Annotated in this window: 14 protein-coding genes; 7 read left to right on the forward strand and 7 right to left on the reverse strand. The window is 41.1% G+C overall.

The features are described 5' to 3' along the window. Window positions 1–217 precede the first annotated feature (217 nt). On the reverse strand, window positions 218–6,424 hold the full coding sequence (locus tag ACFSR3_RS00880; RefSeq protein ID WP_379819298.1) for a choice-of-anchor L domain-containing protein: 6,207 nt from the start codon (window positions 6,422–6,424) through the stop codon (window positions 218–220). 224 nt (window positions 6,425–6,648) lie between these two features. Between ACFSR3_RS00880 and ACFSR3_RS00885 the strand changes: the two genes are divergently transcribed. After that, window positions 6,649–7,398 carry a UDP-2,3-diacylglucosamine diphosphatase gene (locus ACFSR3_RS00885; protein ID WP_379819299.1) on the forward strand — a complete coding sequence of 250 codons (750 nt, stop codon included), beginning with the start codon at window positions 6,649–6,651 and terminating at the stop codon, window positions 7,396–7,398. Window positions 7,399–7,410: 12 nt separating this feature from the next. On the opposite strand, the gene ACFSR3_RS00890 is transcribed toward ACFSR3_RS00885, so the two are convergent. From ACFSR3_RS00890 to ACFSR3_RS00915, 6 genes are all read right to left on the reverse strand, one after another. Continuing rightward, complete coding sequence (locus ACFSR3_RS00890) at window positions 7,411–7,764, reverse strand: hypothetical protein (protein ID WP_379819301.1); 354 nt, start codon at window positions 7,762–7,764, stop codon at window positions 7,411–7,413. A gap of 184 nt (window positions 7,765–7,948) precedes the next feature. Next, entirely contained in the window at window positions 7,949–9,643 is a 1,695-nt protein-coding gene (gene recJ / locus ACFSR3_RS00895; RefSeq protein WP_379819302.1) for a single-stranded-DNA-specific exonuclease RecJ, read from the reverse strand. Window positions 9,644–9,828: 185 nt separating this feature from the next. After that, window positions 9,829–10,176: a hypothetical protein gene (locus ACFSR3_RS00900; RefSeq protein WP_379819303.1), complete on the reverse strand. Its 348-nt coding sequence runs from the start codon at window positions 10,174–10,176 to the stop codon at window positions 9,829–9,831. Continuing rightward, window positions 10,133–10,585: a hypothetical protein gene (locus ACFSR3_RS00905; RefSeq protein ID WP_379819304.1), complete on the reverse strand. Its 453-nt coding sequence runs from the start codon at window positions 10,583–10,585 to the stop codon at window positions 10,133–10,135. The genes ACFSR3_RS00900 and ACFSR3_RS00905 overlap by 44 nt, the downstream gene beginning before the upstream one ends. Before the next feature lie 5 nt (window positions 10,586–10,590). Then, window positions 10,591–11,304 (reverse strand): 16S rRNA (cytidine(1402)-2'-O)-methyltransferase, encoded by a 714-nt coding sequence (gene rsmI, locus ACFSR3_RS00910; protein ID WP_379819305.1) that lies wholly within the window; start codon window positions 11,302–11,304, stop codon window positions 10,591–10,593. Next, the gene (locus ACFSR3_RS00915) at window positions 11,305–12,567 is read right to left on the reverse strand and encodes a hypothetical protein (protein ID WP_379819306.1); all 1,263 of its coding nucleotides are present in this window, start codon (window positions 12,565–12,567) and stop codon (window positions 11,305–11,307) included. Window positions 12,568–12,668: 101 nt separating this feature from the next. Between ACFSR3_RS00915 and ACFSR3_RS00920 the strand changes: the two genes are divergently transcribed. The 6 genes from ACFSR3_RS00920 to ACFSR3_RS00945 all read left to right on the forward strand — a co-directional run bounded on the left by ACFSR3_RS00920 (window position 12,669) and on the right by ACFSR3_RS00945 (window position 18,496). Further along, the gene (locus tag ACFSR3_RS00920; protein WP_379819307.1) at window positions 12,669–13,304 is read left to right on the forward strand and encodes a thymidine kinase; all 636 of its coding nucleotides are present in this window, start codon (window positions 12,669–12,671) and stop codon (window positions 13,302–13,304) included. Between the two features lie 6 nt (window positions 13,305–13,310). Next, the gene (locus ACFSR3_RS00925) at window positions 13,311–15,752 is read left to right on the forward strand and encodes a bifunctional UDP-N-acetylmuramoyl-tripeptide:D-alanyl-D-alanine ligase/alanine racemase (RefSeq protein WP_379819308.1); all 2,442 of its coding nucleotides are present in this window, start codon (window positions 13,311–13,313) and stop codon (window positions 15,750–15,752) included. Window positions 15,753–15,812: 60 nt separating this feature from the next. Further along, window positions 15,813–16,199 carry a large conductance mechanosensitive channel protein MscL gene (gene mscL / locus ACFSR3_RS00930; RefSeq protein WP_114759387.1) on the forward strand — a complete coding sequence of 129 codons (387 nt, stop codon included), beginning with the start codon at window positions 15,813–15,815 and terminating at the stop codon, window positions 16,197–16,199. A gap of 171 nt (window positions 16,200–16,370) precedes the next feature. Continuing rightward, complete coding sequence (locus ACFSR3_RS00935; protein WP_379819309.1) at window positions 16,371–17,360, forward strand: aspartate-semialdehyde dehydrogenase; 990 nt, start codon at window positions 16,371–16,373, stop codon at window positions 17,358–17,360. A gap of 159 nt (window positions 17,361–17,519) precedes the next feature. Further along, entirely contained in the window at window positions 17,520–17,933 is a 414-nt protein-coding gene (locus ACFSR3_RS00940; protein ID WP_379819310.1) for a hypothetical protein, read from the forward strand. Window positions 17,934–18,028: 95 nt separating this feature from the next. Further along, the gene (locus ACFSR3_RS00945) at window positions 18,029–18,496 is read left to right on the forward strand and encodes a hypothetical protein (RefSeq protein WP_379819311.1); all 468 of its coding nucleotides are present in this window, start codon (window positions 18,029–18,031) and stop codon (window positions 18,494–18,496) included. Window positions 18,497–18,528 lie beyond the last annotated feature (32 nt).

Genomic DNA, 18,528 nt, shown 5'->3' on the forward strand with positions numbered 1-18,528 from the left:
GATCCTGCTGGGCTGTAGCGTCTGCAAGGCCGCCAAGAGCTAATAATGCTGCCAGGTAAAGTTTCTTCATGTAATGTGTGTTGGTTAATTCAAAAAAATAATAGGGCAGATCTAAGTCAATCCCTGAAAAAATCGATTACTCAAGTTTATTAGACTTATCAAATTGTAAAAGGTTTAATCAGTATTGAAAAAAATCTGCCCTTTTTTATAAAAATTTTTATTCTTGTCTGTTAATATATACCCATCCGGTTTTTGACTCACCGTTTGAGCGCTTAATCATATAGAAATAGGTACCCGTTGGCAACTCATCGCCTTTGCTGGTTTGACCCATCCATTCGTTAGTGTAATTACGCTTGCTGTACACTTCCTGACCGTAACGGTTAAAGATTTTCAGTTCTTCAACATCCAGAGTTGAAAGATCGAATGAATCGTTGTAACCATCACCATTAGGAGAAACACCTCGCGGAATATCACACGTAGTACTATCAACCTGTACTTCTACCGTTTTAGGACAAGCTATTTCCTGTCCGGCCGGAGTTGCAGTAAGGAAGTATTTACCTTGTTCAACGATAGTGAGCGTAGCACCGTTTCCAAGAGAAGCACCACTTTCGTTTGTCCACTCAAAGGTTACATTGTCGGCGTTATAAATACTATCATCATCAAACATAGCCTCAAGTATATAATTGTTACCCTCACATTTTTCAGCAATGTTAACAAATACCTCAGGAACTACATTTACAACAAACGAGTTTTCTGATGTACAAGATGGAGTAAGTTCACTGTATGCAAACACATATATTGTCTGAGTAGATGTAATTTCATCATTAGCACTTAACATAGTACCTGTTCCACCAGGACCAGTATAGTAATTATTGTTAGCGCTAAGTTCAGGAAGAACATATTTTCCACAAACATCAACATCGGCAGGATCATCAGCCACAGGACTTGGCGTTACAGAAACAATAACGCTATCAACTCCAGGACATCCCTGATTATCAATAGTCACCTCATACAAACCTGCTTCAGTAACAACAATAGAGGCTGTTGTACCCGGATAAGCAAATCCATCTTTAGTCCATACATAAGTAACAGTTGCCGGATCATAATTAGCAGGCTCGGCAGGTGTTACAGTAATTGTTCCTGCAGTACCTGCGCAAATTGTAAAATCATTATTCACAGTAAAGTTAGGAGTACGATCTTCTACAATCAGGCTGAATGATTTGATACCAACACAACCGTCTTTAGTTACGATTCTCACATAAATCTCCTGCAAGCCCTGAACTTCATTTTCATAATCCGTAAGCGGAAGTGGATTCAGGTCTCCCTCAGCATCTTCAGCCGTAAGGTGATACGAAATTGTATAATCATCAGGGTTAAGCGGACCATTTGGACCAGCAAGTATGTTTGCTGTGTTATCAGAAAGATTAAATGTCGCAAATCCATCTGCATCACAAACCACTAACTGAGTAGGATTACCTGTACCCTCTTCAACATCAGGATAGAACTCGATAACTACAGTATCATTAGCTTCACACAGACCGCCAAAAGACGCAACAAGTTTGTATTCTCCGTTAGCGGTAACAGTAAGCTCATTCGAAGTCTCTCCTTCTATAACTGTATAATTTGTATCAGGAGCACCAATTGGTTTCTCATACCATGTAAAGGTATAATCCGTAGCATCAAGATCACTTACTATAGTGTAAGAATCTCCGTTACACACCCCATTACCATTTTCGATAGTAAGGTCAACACCAAGATCCGGCTTACCAATATCGAATGCACCAATGAATACTGCAGAATCCATACCTGAGTCACCCCTGTCAGCAATAACCAATTTGATATGGTATTTCTGTCCGGCAACAACATCAGATTCAGCATTCATTCTTACGGTCATCCCCTGGAAGTTAATAGGTGCAAACATAGGATCGATAGCCTGTGAAAGGTCTGCCCCAAAATCAGTACCATAATAATTATCAAAATAATTAGGATTTACCGAATCACATCCATCATTAAATGCACCATCTCTAATTGTTACTACCGACACCGGTGCATTTGTTCCGGGAACAACTGCAAGGTTAGTAGTAGGTCCTGCAGGATCACCATTTTCATCCAGAGGAGTTAAGAAGAACGCAAATGCATCAGAGAAAGAACATTGATACTGCCCATATTCTTCTGAAGCAAAAATGAACGGGAATCTTAATTTATTCGCTAATGGTGTAAAGTCAAACTCTAACAAAGTAGCATCGTTGTAAGTACCTACATCAATACCAAGATCTGTCATATAGTCAAACAACTGCGTATCCCCAGGCCATTGATCATCAGGATAACCTCCTAATTTATCACCCACATTAGGTCCAGGCGCCTGCGAAGCACGTCCTGTCATTAAAACAACACCTTCTTCAATACCAAAAGTAGAAAGCCCCTTTTCAAAACGACCAATACCATTAGCCGATCCAAAATCAGAACCAGTACTCCACGTAATATTTTCAAAAGTAGCACAACTCTCAACAACAAGCGAAGTCATCACAACATCTTCAACAGCCATTGTAGTATCTACAACAATACTTGCCGGTGAAGTAACACATATATCAAAACTAGTCGGTTCAGTCGGCTCAGGGAAGTAAGATGCATACACCTGAACATAGTATGTTTCACCAGCAGTCAAACCACTAAGAACACCTATCGCAGCTCCATCCTGATATGAATATTCAGTACAAGACACTTCAGCAAGACCTTCACATCCACCTTCATAAAGCGCATAACCAACCTCTACTCCTACTAAATTTTGAACGGTAACAACATGGTTAGGACCTGTCGCAGTAAAACTGTACCATACGTCATTTTCCGGCTCCTGCCAGTAACAGCTAGGAGTAAGACCCGACGAAGTAGATCCGCTCATAGTCCCTGCCACAACAGTTGAACATACAGCTCCTGTATTCACAGGTACATTTATAGCTCCTGCACATTCGTCATTCACAATTGCAGTAACAAATGCAAATGGACCTGTCCATGTACTGTAACCATCTCCTTCACAATTTGCTCTTACATAGAACTGATATGGAGTACCCGGTGTAAGGTTAGGCCAAGATACCGGATTTTCTGTAACAACAGTACCCGGCTCTGTTGGCGCAGGAGAGCCATAAGGCAATACCCAAACCTCCCAGCTTGTGGCACTTCCCATTTCATCCCACTCAAGCGTTACAGAGTTAAGAGCAACATCAGAGACACTAAGATTAAGTGGTTTTAAACATGCAGGAGGATCACAAGATATCATTCCTGTATACAAAGTATCTCCCTGAGCACCCTCTCCAAAAGGCTTGATATATATATCTTCCATATATGGAGAATAAACATGTAAACCTTTATCATAATCGTCCCATGAACCTGTATTATCCCATACAATTTGAATTTCTTCGTTAGGACAAAGAGGCACATCAACCATCATCGAATCCTGACTCGGCGCATTCCAGTCAAATCCAGGACCAAGAACAGCAACAGGAACTCCTGCCTGATAAACAGTCATTGTCTGACTTCCAAAACCATATCCACCATCACTTAACAGTTCAAAATGGAACACACACTTATCAGCAGGATCACACACCTCTGAGTGTATTGCTAACGGACCAGCCCATATACTTGCAGGGTCAGTAGCATCTGTACAAACCAGTCTCACATAGAAGTCATAATTAGTAGCAGGCGCATCAAGCGGAACAGCCACTGTTGGATTTGCAGTAGTAGGTGTTCCCGGAGTTGCTGCTGTAGGAGCAGGAGAACCTGCAGGAAGCACTACATACTCCCAACTACCTATAGCAGGACCATCCCAGCTAAGATCGATACTTGTCATAGTTCCATTAGCCGATGCAAGACCGGTTGGAGGAAGACATTTTGGATGCAAACAATCTACCGCATCGGTAAATAAGACCATTCCCGAAGAACCATCCTCATATAAATCCCTAAAGAATATACTTTGATCGAAATTATTAACGATTTCAAGACCTACCTGTCCGGCCCAGTTACCATCATTTGTCATTATCACCTCAAAAGGCACTCCGTTACAAAGTGCAACCGGAACCGTCATTGTATTTCCGTCTCCTGATGTAAAATCAGAACCTAAAACAGCAACGTTTGTACCATTTTGTCTTACAGTTAACACAACATCATCCCATCCGTCCCAAGGAGCGTTAAGAATAAAATTGTATGAACATTTTTCTACCGGATCACATACCGAAGAACTGAAAGCATAAGGACCCGCCCAACCACTAACAGGAGTTGAAGAATTAGTACAATGCATTCTTACATAGTATTCGTAATCGGTAGAAGCTACTAACGGACCTGCTCCAATAGTAGGATTGGTAGTTGTAGGTGTACCCGGTGTAGCATCTGTTGGCGCCGGAGAACCTGCAGGAACTATATAATAATCCCAGTTACCCGTTGCATCTCCTGCCCAACCTAAGTCAACCGTTGTTAATGTAGCATTTGTAGCCGTAAGATCTTCCGGAGGAAGACAGTATGGCTGATCACAATCTACCACAACCTCATATAGCTGAGGATTATTTATTGCAGTATCTGGGTTTTTAGTGAAAATTGTCTGATTAAATGAGTTCTTAACACTCAAACCTATCTCTGAAGCCGCCCAGCTACTACCGCCGCCCTGCCAAACTAGCTGAACCGGCAAATTATTACAAACCGGAACAGTAACTACAGAATTATTTCCATCTCCCGCAGGACCTGTAAGAGTAGCTATAGTAAGACCATTTTGCTTAACCAGAATCTTATCTCCATTCCAGGTATCCCAGCTAAACAAATCCCACATTGTGAAAGTAAACTCACATTGGAAGATTGCATCACAAACCTGAGTATGGAACTGATAAGGTCCTGCCCATGCACTGAAACTACCATTACCACAATCTGCCCTTACCCAATATTGGTAAGCTGTAGATGCAGTTAAATTTGGCCAAAGATAATCACTATTATCTGTTACAGTTGTACCCGAGCCTGAAGGTATGCTTGAGCCTGAAGGCTGCACAACAACTTCCCATGAAGTAGCCCCTGATGGGTTATCCCAAGAAAGCAAAGCTGTCGTAAGACCTGTTGTACCAACTGATAAATTAGTAGGCTCATCACAAGCTACCGCCTGAATTATTAATTGATACGGAGTTGTTGGCTGACTTGATGTCGATATTACAAAGTAATAATCTTCACCTGCTACAACCGGAAAATCATCGAGCGAAACAGGATTACCTTCATACCCTCCTGTTCCACCATCAAGACAGGAAACACCGATACTAGCGCAATTATTATAAACAAATATCCCTGAATACTGTCCGTTTTCAGAAAGATCTATATTAATAGCTCCTGTAAAAGTTGCCGTATACTGGTATACAACATCATTTCCACTTAGATAATCCTCCCAGTTGCTTGTACCACAACCAGTACCTGCATTCCCATTATAATCATCTCCAAATGATGCTGTATCATCAAGATCAGAAAAAGGAAGTGAATTGATTACGATTGGGAAACTACAGTTAGAACCTGTAACTTTTGTACAGAAATAAAATGCTCCTGCCCATCCGCTTACTCCACCACCGTCACAAACCGAGCGAACATAGAATTTGTAACAGCCTCCCTCAACTAATGGCTCACCAAGAGCCGTTGTGGTTGCATGATAAGGAAGCGTGCCTGAGTAGGCAACACCCGTACCTGTAGGTATCCCTGCATCAGTAACAACTTCAATTTCCCATTGAGTAGAACCCGAAGGATTTGCCCATGTAAGCTCAGCTGAAGTTAAAGTAGTAGACAAAACATCAAGCGTTTCTGGCGCTAAACACTTTTTCACAACCTTAACATTGTCAACCAACCATCGGTCAAAATTGTCCCCTGTCATCATAAATGCAATCCTTACGTTCTTGCCAATATACTCAGCAGGCAAAGGCACAACGATTTCAGCGTATTCAGTCTGAACCGGATTGATTTCGAGCTCTGTCCATGACTCAAGCTCCGTGTAAGACGACGCAACATTTAAGTTAGCAGTCGGGTTTGTAGTAAGGTCTACAATAAAAACCTTATAAATACTTCCCTGATCACCAGCTATTGTTAAACGCGAATAGAAGCGCAATTCAGGCTCCAAAGGCACGTTAAACTGTGGTGTTACAAGGTAATCCTCGGGTAATATACCCGGTGCGACATTCTCCCTTTGAAGGTAAGCTGCTCTTAAACCATCATAAGGCGGCAATAAGGAATTGCCTGCAGGGCCCTGAGCCCATTTCTCGATTAATCCGACACTGTTTTGAAACTGGAACCAACCAGTAGTAGCAGTACCTCCGTCAGCTGGTGACCAGGTATCCTCAAAACCTTCTAATGCAAGCTGTCCATAGCTGCAAAAAGAAATGAGTGTCAGGAAAAAAATTAAGGTAATTTTTTTCATAGACAAAATAAATTAATTAGTAGTTTATGCTTAATGCCCCGAAAAGTAAAAAAAATATTGCAAAGACTTAAATCTTTTATTAAAGATTATTTGACTTTTTCTTAAAATAAACAAAAAACAGCCGTTTTGTTACGAATTTAAAATTATTTCAGTTTTTTTTCTGTTACTATTATGAAACTAATTCATTCTCAAAATAATATTATCTTTGCAGGACTTTTTTTAGCATGGAAAACACACTACGCATATACTTTGCTTCAGATCAACATTTTGGAGCTCCTACCCCGGAACAGAGTTTCCCCAGAGAACAAAAATTTGTAGCCTGGCTTGATGAAATCAAAAAAGATGCAAATGTGTTATTTCTTCTGGGTGACCTTTTTGATTTTTGGTTTGAATATAAAACCGTAGTGCCACGTGGCTTTATCAGAGTTCTTGGCAAACTCGCCGAACTACGCGACAGTGGTATAACCATTTACTTTTTTACCGGAAACCACGACTTGTGGATGAGCGACTATTTCGAAAAAGAATTAAGCATACCCGTATTACATCGCCCTCAGGAGTTTGTTTTTAACGATAAAAAATTCCTGATAGGACATGGCGACGGATTAGGCCCAGGAGACAAAGGCTATAAACGCATGAAGAAAGTGTTTACCAACCCTTTCTCTAAATGGCTGTTTAGATGGTTGCACCCGGACTTAGGTGTAAAGCTGGCGCAATACCTTTCTGTAAAGAACAAACTGATATCAGGCGATGCTGATGTAAAGTTCTTAGGAGAAGAAAACGAATGGCTGGTATTGTACTCCAAACGAAAACTGGAAACCAAACATTATGACTATTTTATTTTTGGCCACCGCCATTTGCCAATGACAATTAAAGTAGGCGAAAACTCAGAATATATTAATTTAGGTGACTGGATAGGCTATTTTACCTATGCCGTTTTTGACGGGGAAAAAGTAGAACTTAAAGAATACAAATAAAATATGCAGGCGTTAGTTCCTGCATATTGTATTTAGGTAATCGTATAAATCCATATTGAAAAGGGTTCCTTCAACAAGGTCTTTTATCTGGAAAAGTTCGCTTTTAGATACTGCAAGATCAACCTGCTTTAAAGGCGTCTTCAATAAAAATTTATGACATCCCCCACGATGAGAGCAGGCATCACAACCTACTTCTTCACAGGTATTTTCTATCAATTCTGCAAAAGCCTTTATCTCTTCATACGAGAGATAAAAACCCGTTTCTTTAAACACTATCTGAACTTTCTCTTTTAAAACGGTATTGTTCTTTTTCCAATGGAAGGCAACACCAAATTCATTAAAATATATTTGTTCTACTTCTTTCATAACCCGATTGATTTCAAACAAAAATAAAGATTATTTAAAACCGTTCTAAATAAATTAAAAGAATTTTAGAAAGTTTTTTCAACAATTTACTTTGTCCATTGCGAGGAAGAATGACGAAGCAATCTGAATTTAGATTGCCGCCCTTCTCCGCCGCGGCGGATACGTTCGCAATGACCGTAAAGACTTATTTACAGCGAATATCCCTTAACCTCAACTGTATGCTAACTTCCCCATTCCATTCATTCTCATCAATAGAATAAGCGGCATCAAAAGGCTGTCCTTTACAGGCAACATCCATTTTTTTAGCAAGTCCGAAGCCGATAGCAGCATAGCCACCTTCTTCCCCCTGCCTTACAAACAATCGCAAATGTGTTTCATCTGCCCCTATCGCTTTACCATATCCGGTATCCTTTACATTACGCGTCATAAACACGGGTGACATATTACCGGGACCAAAAGGCTCAAACTGTTTTAACAGCCTATTGAATTTAGGCGTAATATCGGCAAAATCTATTTCAGCATCAATAGTAACTTCAGGAATAAGCAGATCCGGATGGATGGTTTGCTGCACTACCTCTTCAAACTTCTGCCTGAATAAAGGATATTGTTCTTCTTTCAACGTCAGTCCTGCCGCATACATATGCCCCCCGAACTGCTCGATATGCTCCGCACAGGCTTCGAGTGCATTGTACACATCAAAATCCTTAACCGATCGTGCCGAAGCCGCAAGTTTGTCGCCGCTTTTGGTAAAAACCAGTGTTGGCCTGTAATACGTTTCTATAAGACGGGACGCCACAATACCAATTACCCCTTTGTGCCAATCTTCCTGATAGACAACGGTAGTAAATTTATCATGGTCGTTATTTGTATCGATCTGACGAAGTGCTTCGGCAGTAATTTGTTTATCCAGATCTTTACGGTCAGCATTCAGCCCTTCGATCTGCGAAGCAAATTCCTCTGCCTGTTCAAGGCTGAATTCCGTAAGCAGTTCCACCGCATGGTTACCATGTTTAATACGCCCGGCAGCGTTAATGCGCGGTGCGATAATAAACACCACATCGCTTATGGTAAGCGTTTTCTTTTTTACATTCTGAATAAGTGCCTTGATACCGGGTCTTGGAAACGTATTGATAACATCAAGACCAAACTTTGCCAGCACCCTGTTTTCTCCGGTTATGGGAACAATATCCGCAGCGATTGCGGTAGCCACAAGATCAAGGTAAGGAACCAAATTTTGAATCGTTAATCCTCTCCTACCTGATAATGCCTGAATCAGTTTAAATCCTACACCGCACCCGCAAAGCTCATCATACGGATACTCACAATCTTCACGCTTAGGGTCGAGCACCGCAACAGCATCCGGCAATTCATCGCCGGGACGGTGGTGGTCGCAAATGATAAAATCAATACCTTTTTCATTAGCATAAGCCACCTTATCAATGGATTTGATACCGCAGTCGAGTGCAATGATAAGGGTGAATCCATTATCATCGGCAAAATCAATACCTGCAAACGATACTCCGTAACCTTCATTATAACGATCAGGAATATAGGTCGCCACATTAGGATAATACGAACGCAGGTACGACGACATCAGCGAAACTGCTGTTGTACCATCCACATCATAATCACCAAAAACCAGTATGTTTTCCCCTGCTTCAATCGCCTGCTCAATACGCGCTACAGCCTTATCCATATCCTTCATCAGGAAAGGATCATGCAGATCGGAAAGCATGGGACGGAAAAACGTTTTAGCTTCCTCATAGGTTTCAATACCACGCTGCACCAGTAGTCCTGCCGTAACAGCATCTATACTGAGCACCTCAGCAAGGTGTTTAACTTTATGGGAATCGGGTTTTGGTCTTAGGTTCCAGCGCATTAATAATTATCGATTAGCTTCGGAGAAGCGGTATATTTATAATAATTAGTTTAATCCTTAAGCTCCGGAGGAGCGTCATATTATATGTCGCTCCTCCGGAGCTTAATATTACAGCAGGACAATTTACTATAAATATATTGCCCCGCTGGGGCTTAACCCCATACTAGCTGTTATAAATTTTAAGGCTATAATACCGTAGCAGGTTCATTTAAAATTTCTTTATCATCTTTATAAATCGTCAGATATGCAGGAGCACTATCATCCTCACTTATAAGTACAATACCACATTCATAAATATATTTACCGTTCTTAAATGTGTAATGATGGTTTCCTCCACTACCTTCCGACACATATTCACCATTTTGTATTATAATATCCGGCTTATCGATCATTGGGGCAGTTATTTTCCATGACGCATAACGGTATTTACCATTAGACATCTCGTCAATCCTGATCTTGTATTTTTTGGTTAGCAGAATGCATATGGGGTTACTGAATTTGTTTAACCGATGAATGTAAGTTTGCTTTTTCAAACTCAATCAGTTCGGCTTTCTTGTTAACTTCAGCATCTGACTGATAATTTACCGCAATCAGCGTACCGTCATAATCAATCCAAACGCTACCATTACCAAGCATAATCCCTCTCCAGCCTACAGCAGACCAATCTTTTGAAGGATTTGAATTCACAATCATAGCAATTAGTTTGCAGTCAAATATTTCATCAAATCTTCTTAGAAATTTTTCTCTGTCTTTAACCTCTGGGATTGGATACTCTCTCTTTAAAGGATATGAAACCAACAATGCAATTTCTTCTCTATCATTATTTTTAAAATAATTTATAAAGTCAGTAATTACTTTTTTATGTTCTGCGGTAAGGCTATCTTGAGCAGTAGCATAATAAGCACTGAGCAATAGGATTAAGGCAATTAATATCTTTTTCATATTAACTACCTCTCACTATCACTATACTTCTTCTTCGCTTTAGGCTCCGGCACAAATCCTCCCACTATCACCACGATCTCGCCTTTAGGCTCTTTTTTTTCAAAATGCGCATGGACTTCTTTTGCAGTACCGCGTACCGTTTCCTCATGCAGTTTTGATAATTCACGCGAAACAGATACAGGGCGGCTTTCGCCAAAGTACTGGATGAATTCAGCAAGTGTTTTTACCAATTTGTGTGGTGATACGTAAAATATCATGGTACGGGTTTCTTCAGCGAGTGCTAAGAAACGGGTTTGTCTCCCTTTTTTGTCGGGCAGGAAACCTTCAAAAACAAATTTATCGTTGGGCAGTCCGCTGTTTACCAGTGCCGGCACAAAAGCGGTAGCCCCAGGAAGACACTCCACAGGTATATTATTCTCTACACAGGCACGGGTCAGCAAAAATCCGGGGTCGGAAATAGCAGGCGTTCCCGCATCAGATATCAGGGCAATTACCTCACCCCCCTGAATACGCTGAATGATGCCCTCCACAGTTTTATGCTCATTATGCATATGGTGGCTGTGCATGTGCGTACCAATATCAAAATGCTTGAGCAGCTTGGCACTGGTACGGGTATCCTCGGCAAGAATCAGGTCGGCTTCTTTTAGTACTTTAATAGCACGAAAGGTCATATCCTCCAGATTGCCTATAGGCGTGGGAACAATATATAATTTAGACATTTATGCGAATTTTTTCTCAACAATGGCCATAAAGCGCTCTTCATACTCTTCTTTCCCTTCCCAGTTATTGTAGTCAGGTTTTACAAGATTATCAATAAAGTCTTTGGCCTCATCATAATTGTTGATGGTATTTAACTGCGACAGCACACGGTTAAGGTCGTCGGCACTACCGCTAAACAGGTTCTTCTCAAAAGCGATGCGATCGTTAAGCCCCAAAGAGATCATTTTGCCTAAAGCATCATTAAGCGATTTTGGCCTTTCAAAATCAGAACGTGTTGCTATGTTACCACGAACGGTGCTTTCGGCTTTGAGTTCAGCGTTTTGGGTTTTGGGTTCTTCAGCAACAGGTTCAGCTTTTGGCTCTTCTTTTACCGATTCCTCAACTTTTACTTCTTCACTTTTGCCTTCTGCTTCTTTCACTTCTTCCTTTTTAGGCTCTTCCGATTTTGTAGGCTCCCAATCACGCCAGTCCCTGTATTCAGGTTCTTTAGTTTCTTCTTTTACAGGCTCTTCAACTTTCTCCTCTTCACTTTTGCCTTCTACCTTTTTAGCTGAAGTATCTTCTTTCTTTACAAACTCCGGCTCAACATAGTCTTTATAATCTTCAAAAGTAATTTCCTTTTGTTTTGCAGGTTCTTCCTCTTCAAAAGCCAGTTTAAAACTAAGCCCTGAATCCTCTATTTTGGTATCGGCATCCGGTGCTATGGTTTCAACCTCTGCATCCGCTGCTTTTTCTTCCTCTTCAGGAGTACTGTCTTCTTCTTTTTCAAAAACAGAAACTACAGCTTCCTCCCTTTCTTCAAGCACCTCTGCCGGCGTTTCCAGTTCAGGAATAGCAACAGGCTCTTCAGCCTTAGTTTCTTCAGCAACAGATTCTTCAACTTTTATCTCTTCTTTTTTGCCTTCTGCCTCTTTTTCCACCTCTTTAGGCTTAGGCTCTTCAGTCTTTGGTTCTTCTTTTACCTCAGCTTCTGCTACTTTAGCTTTTTCTTCTTTAGCCTTGGCTTCTGCAGCTTCTACTTCATTGGCATGCACCTTCGGCTCTTCTTCAAGTCCGTAAATTTCTTCAAGCGCTTCTTCTGCCGATGCATGTCCGATAGTAGGTTTTACATCGCTAAAATTATCTTCCACAAAACGCAGTACGGAGATTTTTTCATACAGCTTCAGCGTCTCCTGCTGCAGTTGGTCAAGCTCTGCCCTGTTCTTCAGTTTAAGTATCCTGTGAGCAATGCTGATCAGTTCGGCTTCTAATTTTTTCTTCATAACTTTTAGAATTATAGGAAGTGGCGCAATAGTTTTTTAATAAATTTGTTTTATACAAAGTAAAACAAAACATTTAAGTTTTACACCCTGAAAATTACAAAATGTTTCTTGAAAATACAGTAAATCATAAAGAACAATTCGGTTGGATAGAAGTCATCTGCGGGTCGATGTTTTCGGGTAAGACCGAGGAACTGATACGCAGGCTAAAACGTGCGCAGTTCGCTAAACAAAAGGTAGAAATCTTTAAACCGGCCATAGAAACCCGCTATCACGATGAGATGGTGGTATCGCATGATGCCAACGAAATCCGGTCTACACCCGTAACCTCATCGGCCATGCTTAAATTATTGGCGCAGGGCTGCGAAGTGGTAGGTATTGACGAAGCCCAGTTCTTTGATGATGAGATTGTAACAGTCTGCAACGAGCTTGCCAACAGCGGCATCCGCGTTATTGTTGCCGGACTTGATATGGACTTTAAAGGAAATCCTTTCGGACCCATGCCCGCTCTTATGGCAACTGCCGAATATGTAACCAAAGTTCACGCAGTATGCACCCGCACCGGAAACCTGGCACATTACAGCTTCCGTAAGGCAAACAACGACAATCTTGTACTACTTGGTGAAACCGAAGAATATGAACCCCTAAGCAGGGCTGCCTATTATGAGGCGATGAAGGAAGCCGCAAAACCAAAATTTCACGACAATGAAAGGTCTGCTTCTAAAGACGATTTAAAATAATATACCTTGAGCATAAAAATTCAGGATATCATCCCTGCACTGCATTCCGAATTTAACGGGATTGAGCAAAACATGGAAATCGATAATGTTTCCATAGACAGCCGTTCGTTGCAAAACAACAGCGGAACACTTTTTTTTGCCCTTGGCGGACAAAATCGCGATGGTCACCAGTACATCAGCGAACTGATAAAAAAAGGCGTTATCAATTTTGTGGTAACGCATATACCCGAAGGAACAGAAGGCAAAGCCAACTTTTTTATTGTTGACAACACGCTGAAAGCGCTTCAGGATTTTGCTATTTACTACAGGCAGTTGTTTCATTTTCCTGTTATTGCAATTACAGGAAGCAGTGGAAAAACCATCGTAAAAGAATGGCTTAACTACCTGTTGAGTCCTGATTATAATATCATCCGTAGCCCCAAGAGTTATAACTCTCAGGTAGGAGTACCACTATCAGTTATCGGCATCAACCAAAAACATAACCTTGGTATTTTTGAAGCCGGAATTTCCCTTGCGGGAGAGATGGAGAAACTGGAACCCATCATCCGTCCGGAGATTGGGGTACTAACAAACATTGGCACTGCCCATGATGAAGGTTTTGCCAGTCGCGAAGAAAAAATAAAGGAAAAATTAAAGCTATTTGGTAATGTAAAGATTCTCATCTGCCAAAAAAATGAGGATGTACTAAAAACATTAGATTCAAACATAAAAACCTTTACCTGGGATTTTGCCGAAGGCGCCGATGTAACTATTGTCAGCAGCCAAAGCTTTGACAAAACAATACTTACCGTAGCGCAAGGCATCAATAGTTTTGACGTTGAAATTCCGTTTACCGATGCGCCATCCGTAGAGAACGCTATCAACAGTATGATGGTGTTATTGCATCTTGGTTACAGCCATGACGTAATAAGGGAGCGCCTTGCGGGATTATACCCTGTTGAGCTTCGCCTGCAGGTAAAGAATGGTATTAACGGCTGTACTATTATTGACGATAGTTTCAGTTCCGACTACCAGTCGCTTAAAATTGCGCTCGACTTTTTAGAACAACATAAAACGCATACGAAAAAAACAATAATCCTTTCGGATGTTTTCCAGAGCGGATTCGAAACCGAAGAGCTTTATGCAAAGGTTGCCCAACTGCTTTCGGGACATAACATCAGTCAGGTAATAGGTATAGGCGAAACCATTAGCCGCGAGTTGGCCGATTTCCCTAACTTTTTTCCATACAATACCACTCAGGAATTCCTTGCGCATTATAAAGCTAATACATTCGAGAACGAAACCGTGTTAATAAAAGGTGCGCGTAGCTTCCGTTTTGATGAGATTGTAGTCTTCCTTGAAGAGAAAACCCACGAAACTGTACTGGAAATTAACCTCAACGCCATTGTTCACAACCTCAACTTTTACAAAAGCCGCCTGAAACCCGAAACCAAAATCATGGTTATGGTTAAGGCCTTTGGTTATGGTAGTGGCAGCTATGAGATCGCTAAAGCGCTATCCCATCAAAAGGTAGATTACCTGGGTGTGGCATTTGCCGATGAAGGTATCGCATTGCGCAATGCGGGCATCAGCACTCCGATTATAGTTATGAATCCTGAGCGGACAGCCTTTGCCGCAATGGCCGCCTACAACCTGGAACCTGAAGTATATTCTGCCAAAGAGCTAAGGGCTTTTATTGCCGTTGCTCAACAGAAGAACCTTTCCAACTACCCTATTCATATTAAGCTCGACACCGGTATGCACCGTCTTGGCTTTATGGAAAATCAATTAGACGAACTCATTGACCTACTGAAGAACAATAACCTTGTATCGGTTAAAAGCATTTTCTCGCACCTGTCGTCAAGCGATGTACCGGAGTATCGTGATTTTACTTTGGGACAGATTGATAATTTTGAGCGCTGGTCGTCTAAGCTTATCACCGAATTAGAGATACAACCCATACGTCATATCCTTAATACTTCGGGAATTTACAATTTTCCGCAGGCACAGTATAATATGGTACGTTTGGGCATTGGACTTTATGGTGTAGGTAATGACGAGAAAGAACGTGAACAGCTTGAAACCGTAGGCACGCTTAAAACCGTTATCCTCCAGATAAAAGATATAGAACCGGGCGAAAGCATTGGCTACAGCCGAAGGTTCATTACCAGTGAACCTATACGTATCGCTACACTTCCTATAGGTTATGCTGATGGCATCCCCAGAGCATGGGGCAACCAGAAAGGCTATGTAACCATTAATGGTAAGAAGGCTGTGATAACCGGAACCATATCGATGGATATGATGATGGTAAATGTAACCGGCATAGACTGCAAAGAAGGCGACAGGGCTGTGATCTTTGGAAAAAGCCCATCGGTGGTTGAAATGGCAGCTATTTTAAGCACCATTCCGTATGAGATCTTAACAAGCATTTCACAACGCGTTAAGAGGGTTTTTTATAAAGAATAAAAAAATATTGTATCTTAGGTCTACCAAAATAATTTTCAAACCTCAAAAAAACCTAAGCTTATGGGATTCGCAAAAGAATTTAAAGAGTTTGCCCTAAAAGGTAACGTACTTGACCTTGCAGTCGGTGTTGTTATCGGTGCTGCGTTTGGCGCCATCGTAAAATCAATGGTAGAAGATATCATAACACCGCTGATACTGACTCCGGTACTTAAGGCTGCCAATCTGGAAGACATTAAAGACCTTACCTGGGGAGCCGGTGTAAAATACGGTAACTTTATATCGAATGTACTTTCTTTCCTGATTGTGGCTTTCGTACTGTTCCTTGTTATTAAAGGAGTGAATGCAATGCGCAAAAAAGAGGTTGAAGCTCCGGCTGCACCACCGGCACCTACCAATGAGGAAAAACTGCTTATGGAAATACGTGATGCCCTAAAGGCAAAACAATAAGTTGAGAATATAACATTCTCATTATAAAAGACGTTTCCGCTACGCTATATATTCTATTGTTTAACAAAACCGCCTCAAAAGGGCGGTTTTTCTTTGTTATATTTTTGTGTTTCGAAACACTTTTATAACTAATTTTGCCGAAAATATTATAATTAATAACACTCAAAAATTATGAAAGTTGCAGTTGTAGGCGCTACCGGAATGGTAGGCGAAGTAATGCTGAAAGTACTGGCAGAAAGAAATTTTCCAATAACCGAACTGATACCGGTGGCTTCTGAGAAGTCCGTGGGTAAGGAAATCGAATTTAAGGGAAATAAGTATAAGGTGGTGAGCCTTGACACTGCAGTGAGCATGAAGCCGCAAATCGCGCTTTTCTCTGCCGGTGGCGACACTTCTAAAGAGTGGGCTCCAAAATTTGCCGAAGCAGGAACTACTGTTATTGATAACTCAAGCGCATGGAGAATGGACCCAACCAAAAAACTGGTTGTTCCTGAGATCAATGCTAGCGAACTTACTAAAGACGATAAAATCATTGCGAACCCTAACTGCTCTACCATACAGATGGTACTGGCACTGGCTCCGCTGCACAAAAAATACAACATTGAGCGCGTTGTTGTTTCTACATACCAGTCGGTAACAGGAACAGGCGTTAAAGCTGTAAAACAATTAGAGAACGAATACGCAGGCATTCAGGGTGAAATGGCATACAAATACCCTATTCACCGTAATGCAATCCCTCAGATAGACGTTTTTGAAGCAAACGGTTACACTAAAGAGGAAATGAAAATGACAAAAGAAACCAAGAAGATCCTTGGTGACGATTCAGTTAAGGTGACGGCTACTACGGTACGTATCCCAACCGTGGGCGGACACAGCGAGTCGGTTAATATTGAGTTCTCTAACGACTTTGATGTAAAAGAGGTTCGCAACATCCTTGAGAACACAGCAGGTATTACCGTTCAGGATGACCTTGATGCTTTCTCTTACCCAATGCCGCTTTATGCTGAAGGTAAAGACGATGTATTCGTAGGCCGTATCCGTCGTGATGAAAGCCAGGACAACACCCTTAACATGTGGATCGTTGCCGATAACCTTAGAAAAGGTGCTGCTACAAACGCGGTTCAAATCGCGGAGTATCTTGTAGCAAACGGATTAGTATAATCTTAGAAGATAAATTGATATAGAACCCCTGCAATGAGAATTGTGGGGGTTTTTGTTTTCTATGTTATTGCGAGCGGAACGCTGTGAAGTGTGGCAATCTTTTTTAGATTGCTTCGTCGTACCTCCTCGCAATGACTGTTAACATGTAAATTTGTTGTCATGAAAACCGACAAATCTCTCTACAACATAACCATCGCTGCTATTAAACGACATGCTATGCATCCGGAAACATGGCTGTATTCAAAAATCATTTCAACACCTGAAGCTGAAGGCTTTGATTTAGATAATGAAGAATTGCCTGTTTTTCTTATCGAAAGCGAAGTTGCTAAAACACTTGTTACTACACGAAGGATAATTGAAACATCAATTGGAAACAGTAAACAGACTCTTATTACAGAAATACAAAGTACTGACTATGGCCTTTTTAAAGGTGACATTAATAAACCCGATTTATCCGATTTCAAGATAATAACAATAAATAATAACTCAATTACTTTTCAATTTGAAACAGGAAAAGCTTCCATTGGTCTTATTTACGCCATCAATACTTTACGGAAGCTACATAAACATTGAGATTTCTCCTTCGTCGAAATGACAGGCAACAGTTAAAATCACCCTAATTGCAACTTTATTGCAATTAATGAAATTCTTTTTATACATTTGCAGTAATGAAAAGAAAGTTCGCCATATTTAACCTGGCCCTGATGGCATTAGTGCAGCTCACTATTGCCTACCAGTCTTTTCATGCCTTTAGCCATACCCATACTGCCTATGAGCATAGTGAGCTAAAGAAAGAAGGCAAGCAATTCAGTGCGCACCACGAGCACGAAGATGAGGATTGTTCTGTATGTGATTTCCATTTTGACTACTTTATACAGCCGCAGCAATTCTGCTTAAGGCTCGATTTTCCTTTCAGGGAAATACCATATCGCTTTAACAGCATCGAAAATACTGCTTCGGCATTTGCCGGAAGTTTGTTTTCGCACAGGGGGCCGCCTACCCCTGGTATAGTTATATTATCCCTCAAAGATTTAATTGTATTGCATTTAACCACTAGGACCACTAAGGGTTTCCACAAAGTTCACAAAGCTTTGTGTCCCGATAGCTATCGGGATTGTGCATTTTCAACTTTGTGAACTTTGTGGTATAATTCAGCCAAATACTCAAT

Source organism: Flavobacterium suzhouense (assembly GCF_042684765.1).
GTDB classification, from domain to species: domain Bacteria; phylum Bacteroidota; class Bacteroidia; order Flavobacteriales; family Flavobacteriaceae; genus Flavobacterium; species Flavobacterium suzhouense.

Excerpts from the sequence above, each read along its gene's own strand:
- ACFSR3_RS00885 (WP_379819299.1), top strand. The coding sequence starts at position 6,649 with ATGGAAAACACACTACGCATATACTTTGCTTCAGATCAACATTTTGGA.
- ACFSR3_RS00880 (WP_379819298.1), bottom strand. The coding sequence starts at position 6,424 with ATGAAAAAAATTACCTTAATTTTTTTCCTGACACTCATTTCTTTTTGC.
- recJ (WP_379819302.1), bottom strand. The coding sequence starts at position 9,643 with ATGCGCTGGAACCTAAGACCAAAACCCGATTCCCATAAAGTTAAACAC.
- ACFSR3_RS00905 (WP_379819304.1), bottom strand. The coding sequence starts at position 10,585 with ATGAAAAAGATATTAATTGCCTTAATCCTATTGCTCAGTGCTTATTAT.
- ACFSR3_RS00940 (WP_379819310.1), top strand. The coding sequence starts at position 17,520 with ATGAAAACCGACAAATCTCTCTACAACATAACCATCGCTGCTATTAAA.
- ACFSR3_RS00890 (WP_379819301.1), bottom strand. The coding sequence starts at position 7,764 with ATGAAAGAAGTAGAACAAATATATTTTAATGAATTTGGTGTTGCCTTC.
- ACFSR3_RS00945 (WP_379819311.1), top strand. The coding sequence starts at position 18,029 with ATGAAAAGAAAGTTCGCCATATTTAACCTGGCCCTGATGGCATTAGTG.
- rsmI (WP_379819305.1), bottom strand. The coding sequence starts at position 11,304 with ATGTCTAAATTATATATTGTTCCCACGCCTATAGGCAATCTGGAGGAT.
- ACFSR3_RS00935 (WP_379819309.1), top strand. The coding sequence starts at position 16,371 with ATGAAAGTTGCAGTTGTAGGCGCTACCGGAATGGTAGGCGAAGTAATG.
- ACFSR3_RS00915 (WP_379819306.1), bottom strand. The coding sequence starts at position 12,567 with ATGAAGAAAAAATTAGAAGCCGAACTGATCAGCATTGCTCACAGGATA.
- ACFSR3_RS00920 (WP_379819307.1), top strand. The coding sequence starts at position 12,669 with ATGTTTCTTGAAAATACAGTAAATCATAAAGAACAATTCGGTTGGATA.
- mscL (WP_114759387.1), top strand. The coding sequence starts at position 15,813 with ATGGGATTCGCAAAAGAATTTAAAGAGTTTGCCCTAAAAGGTAACGTA.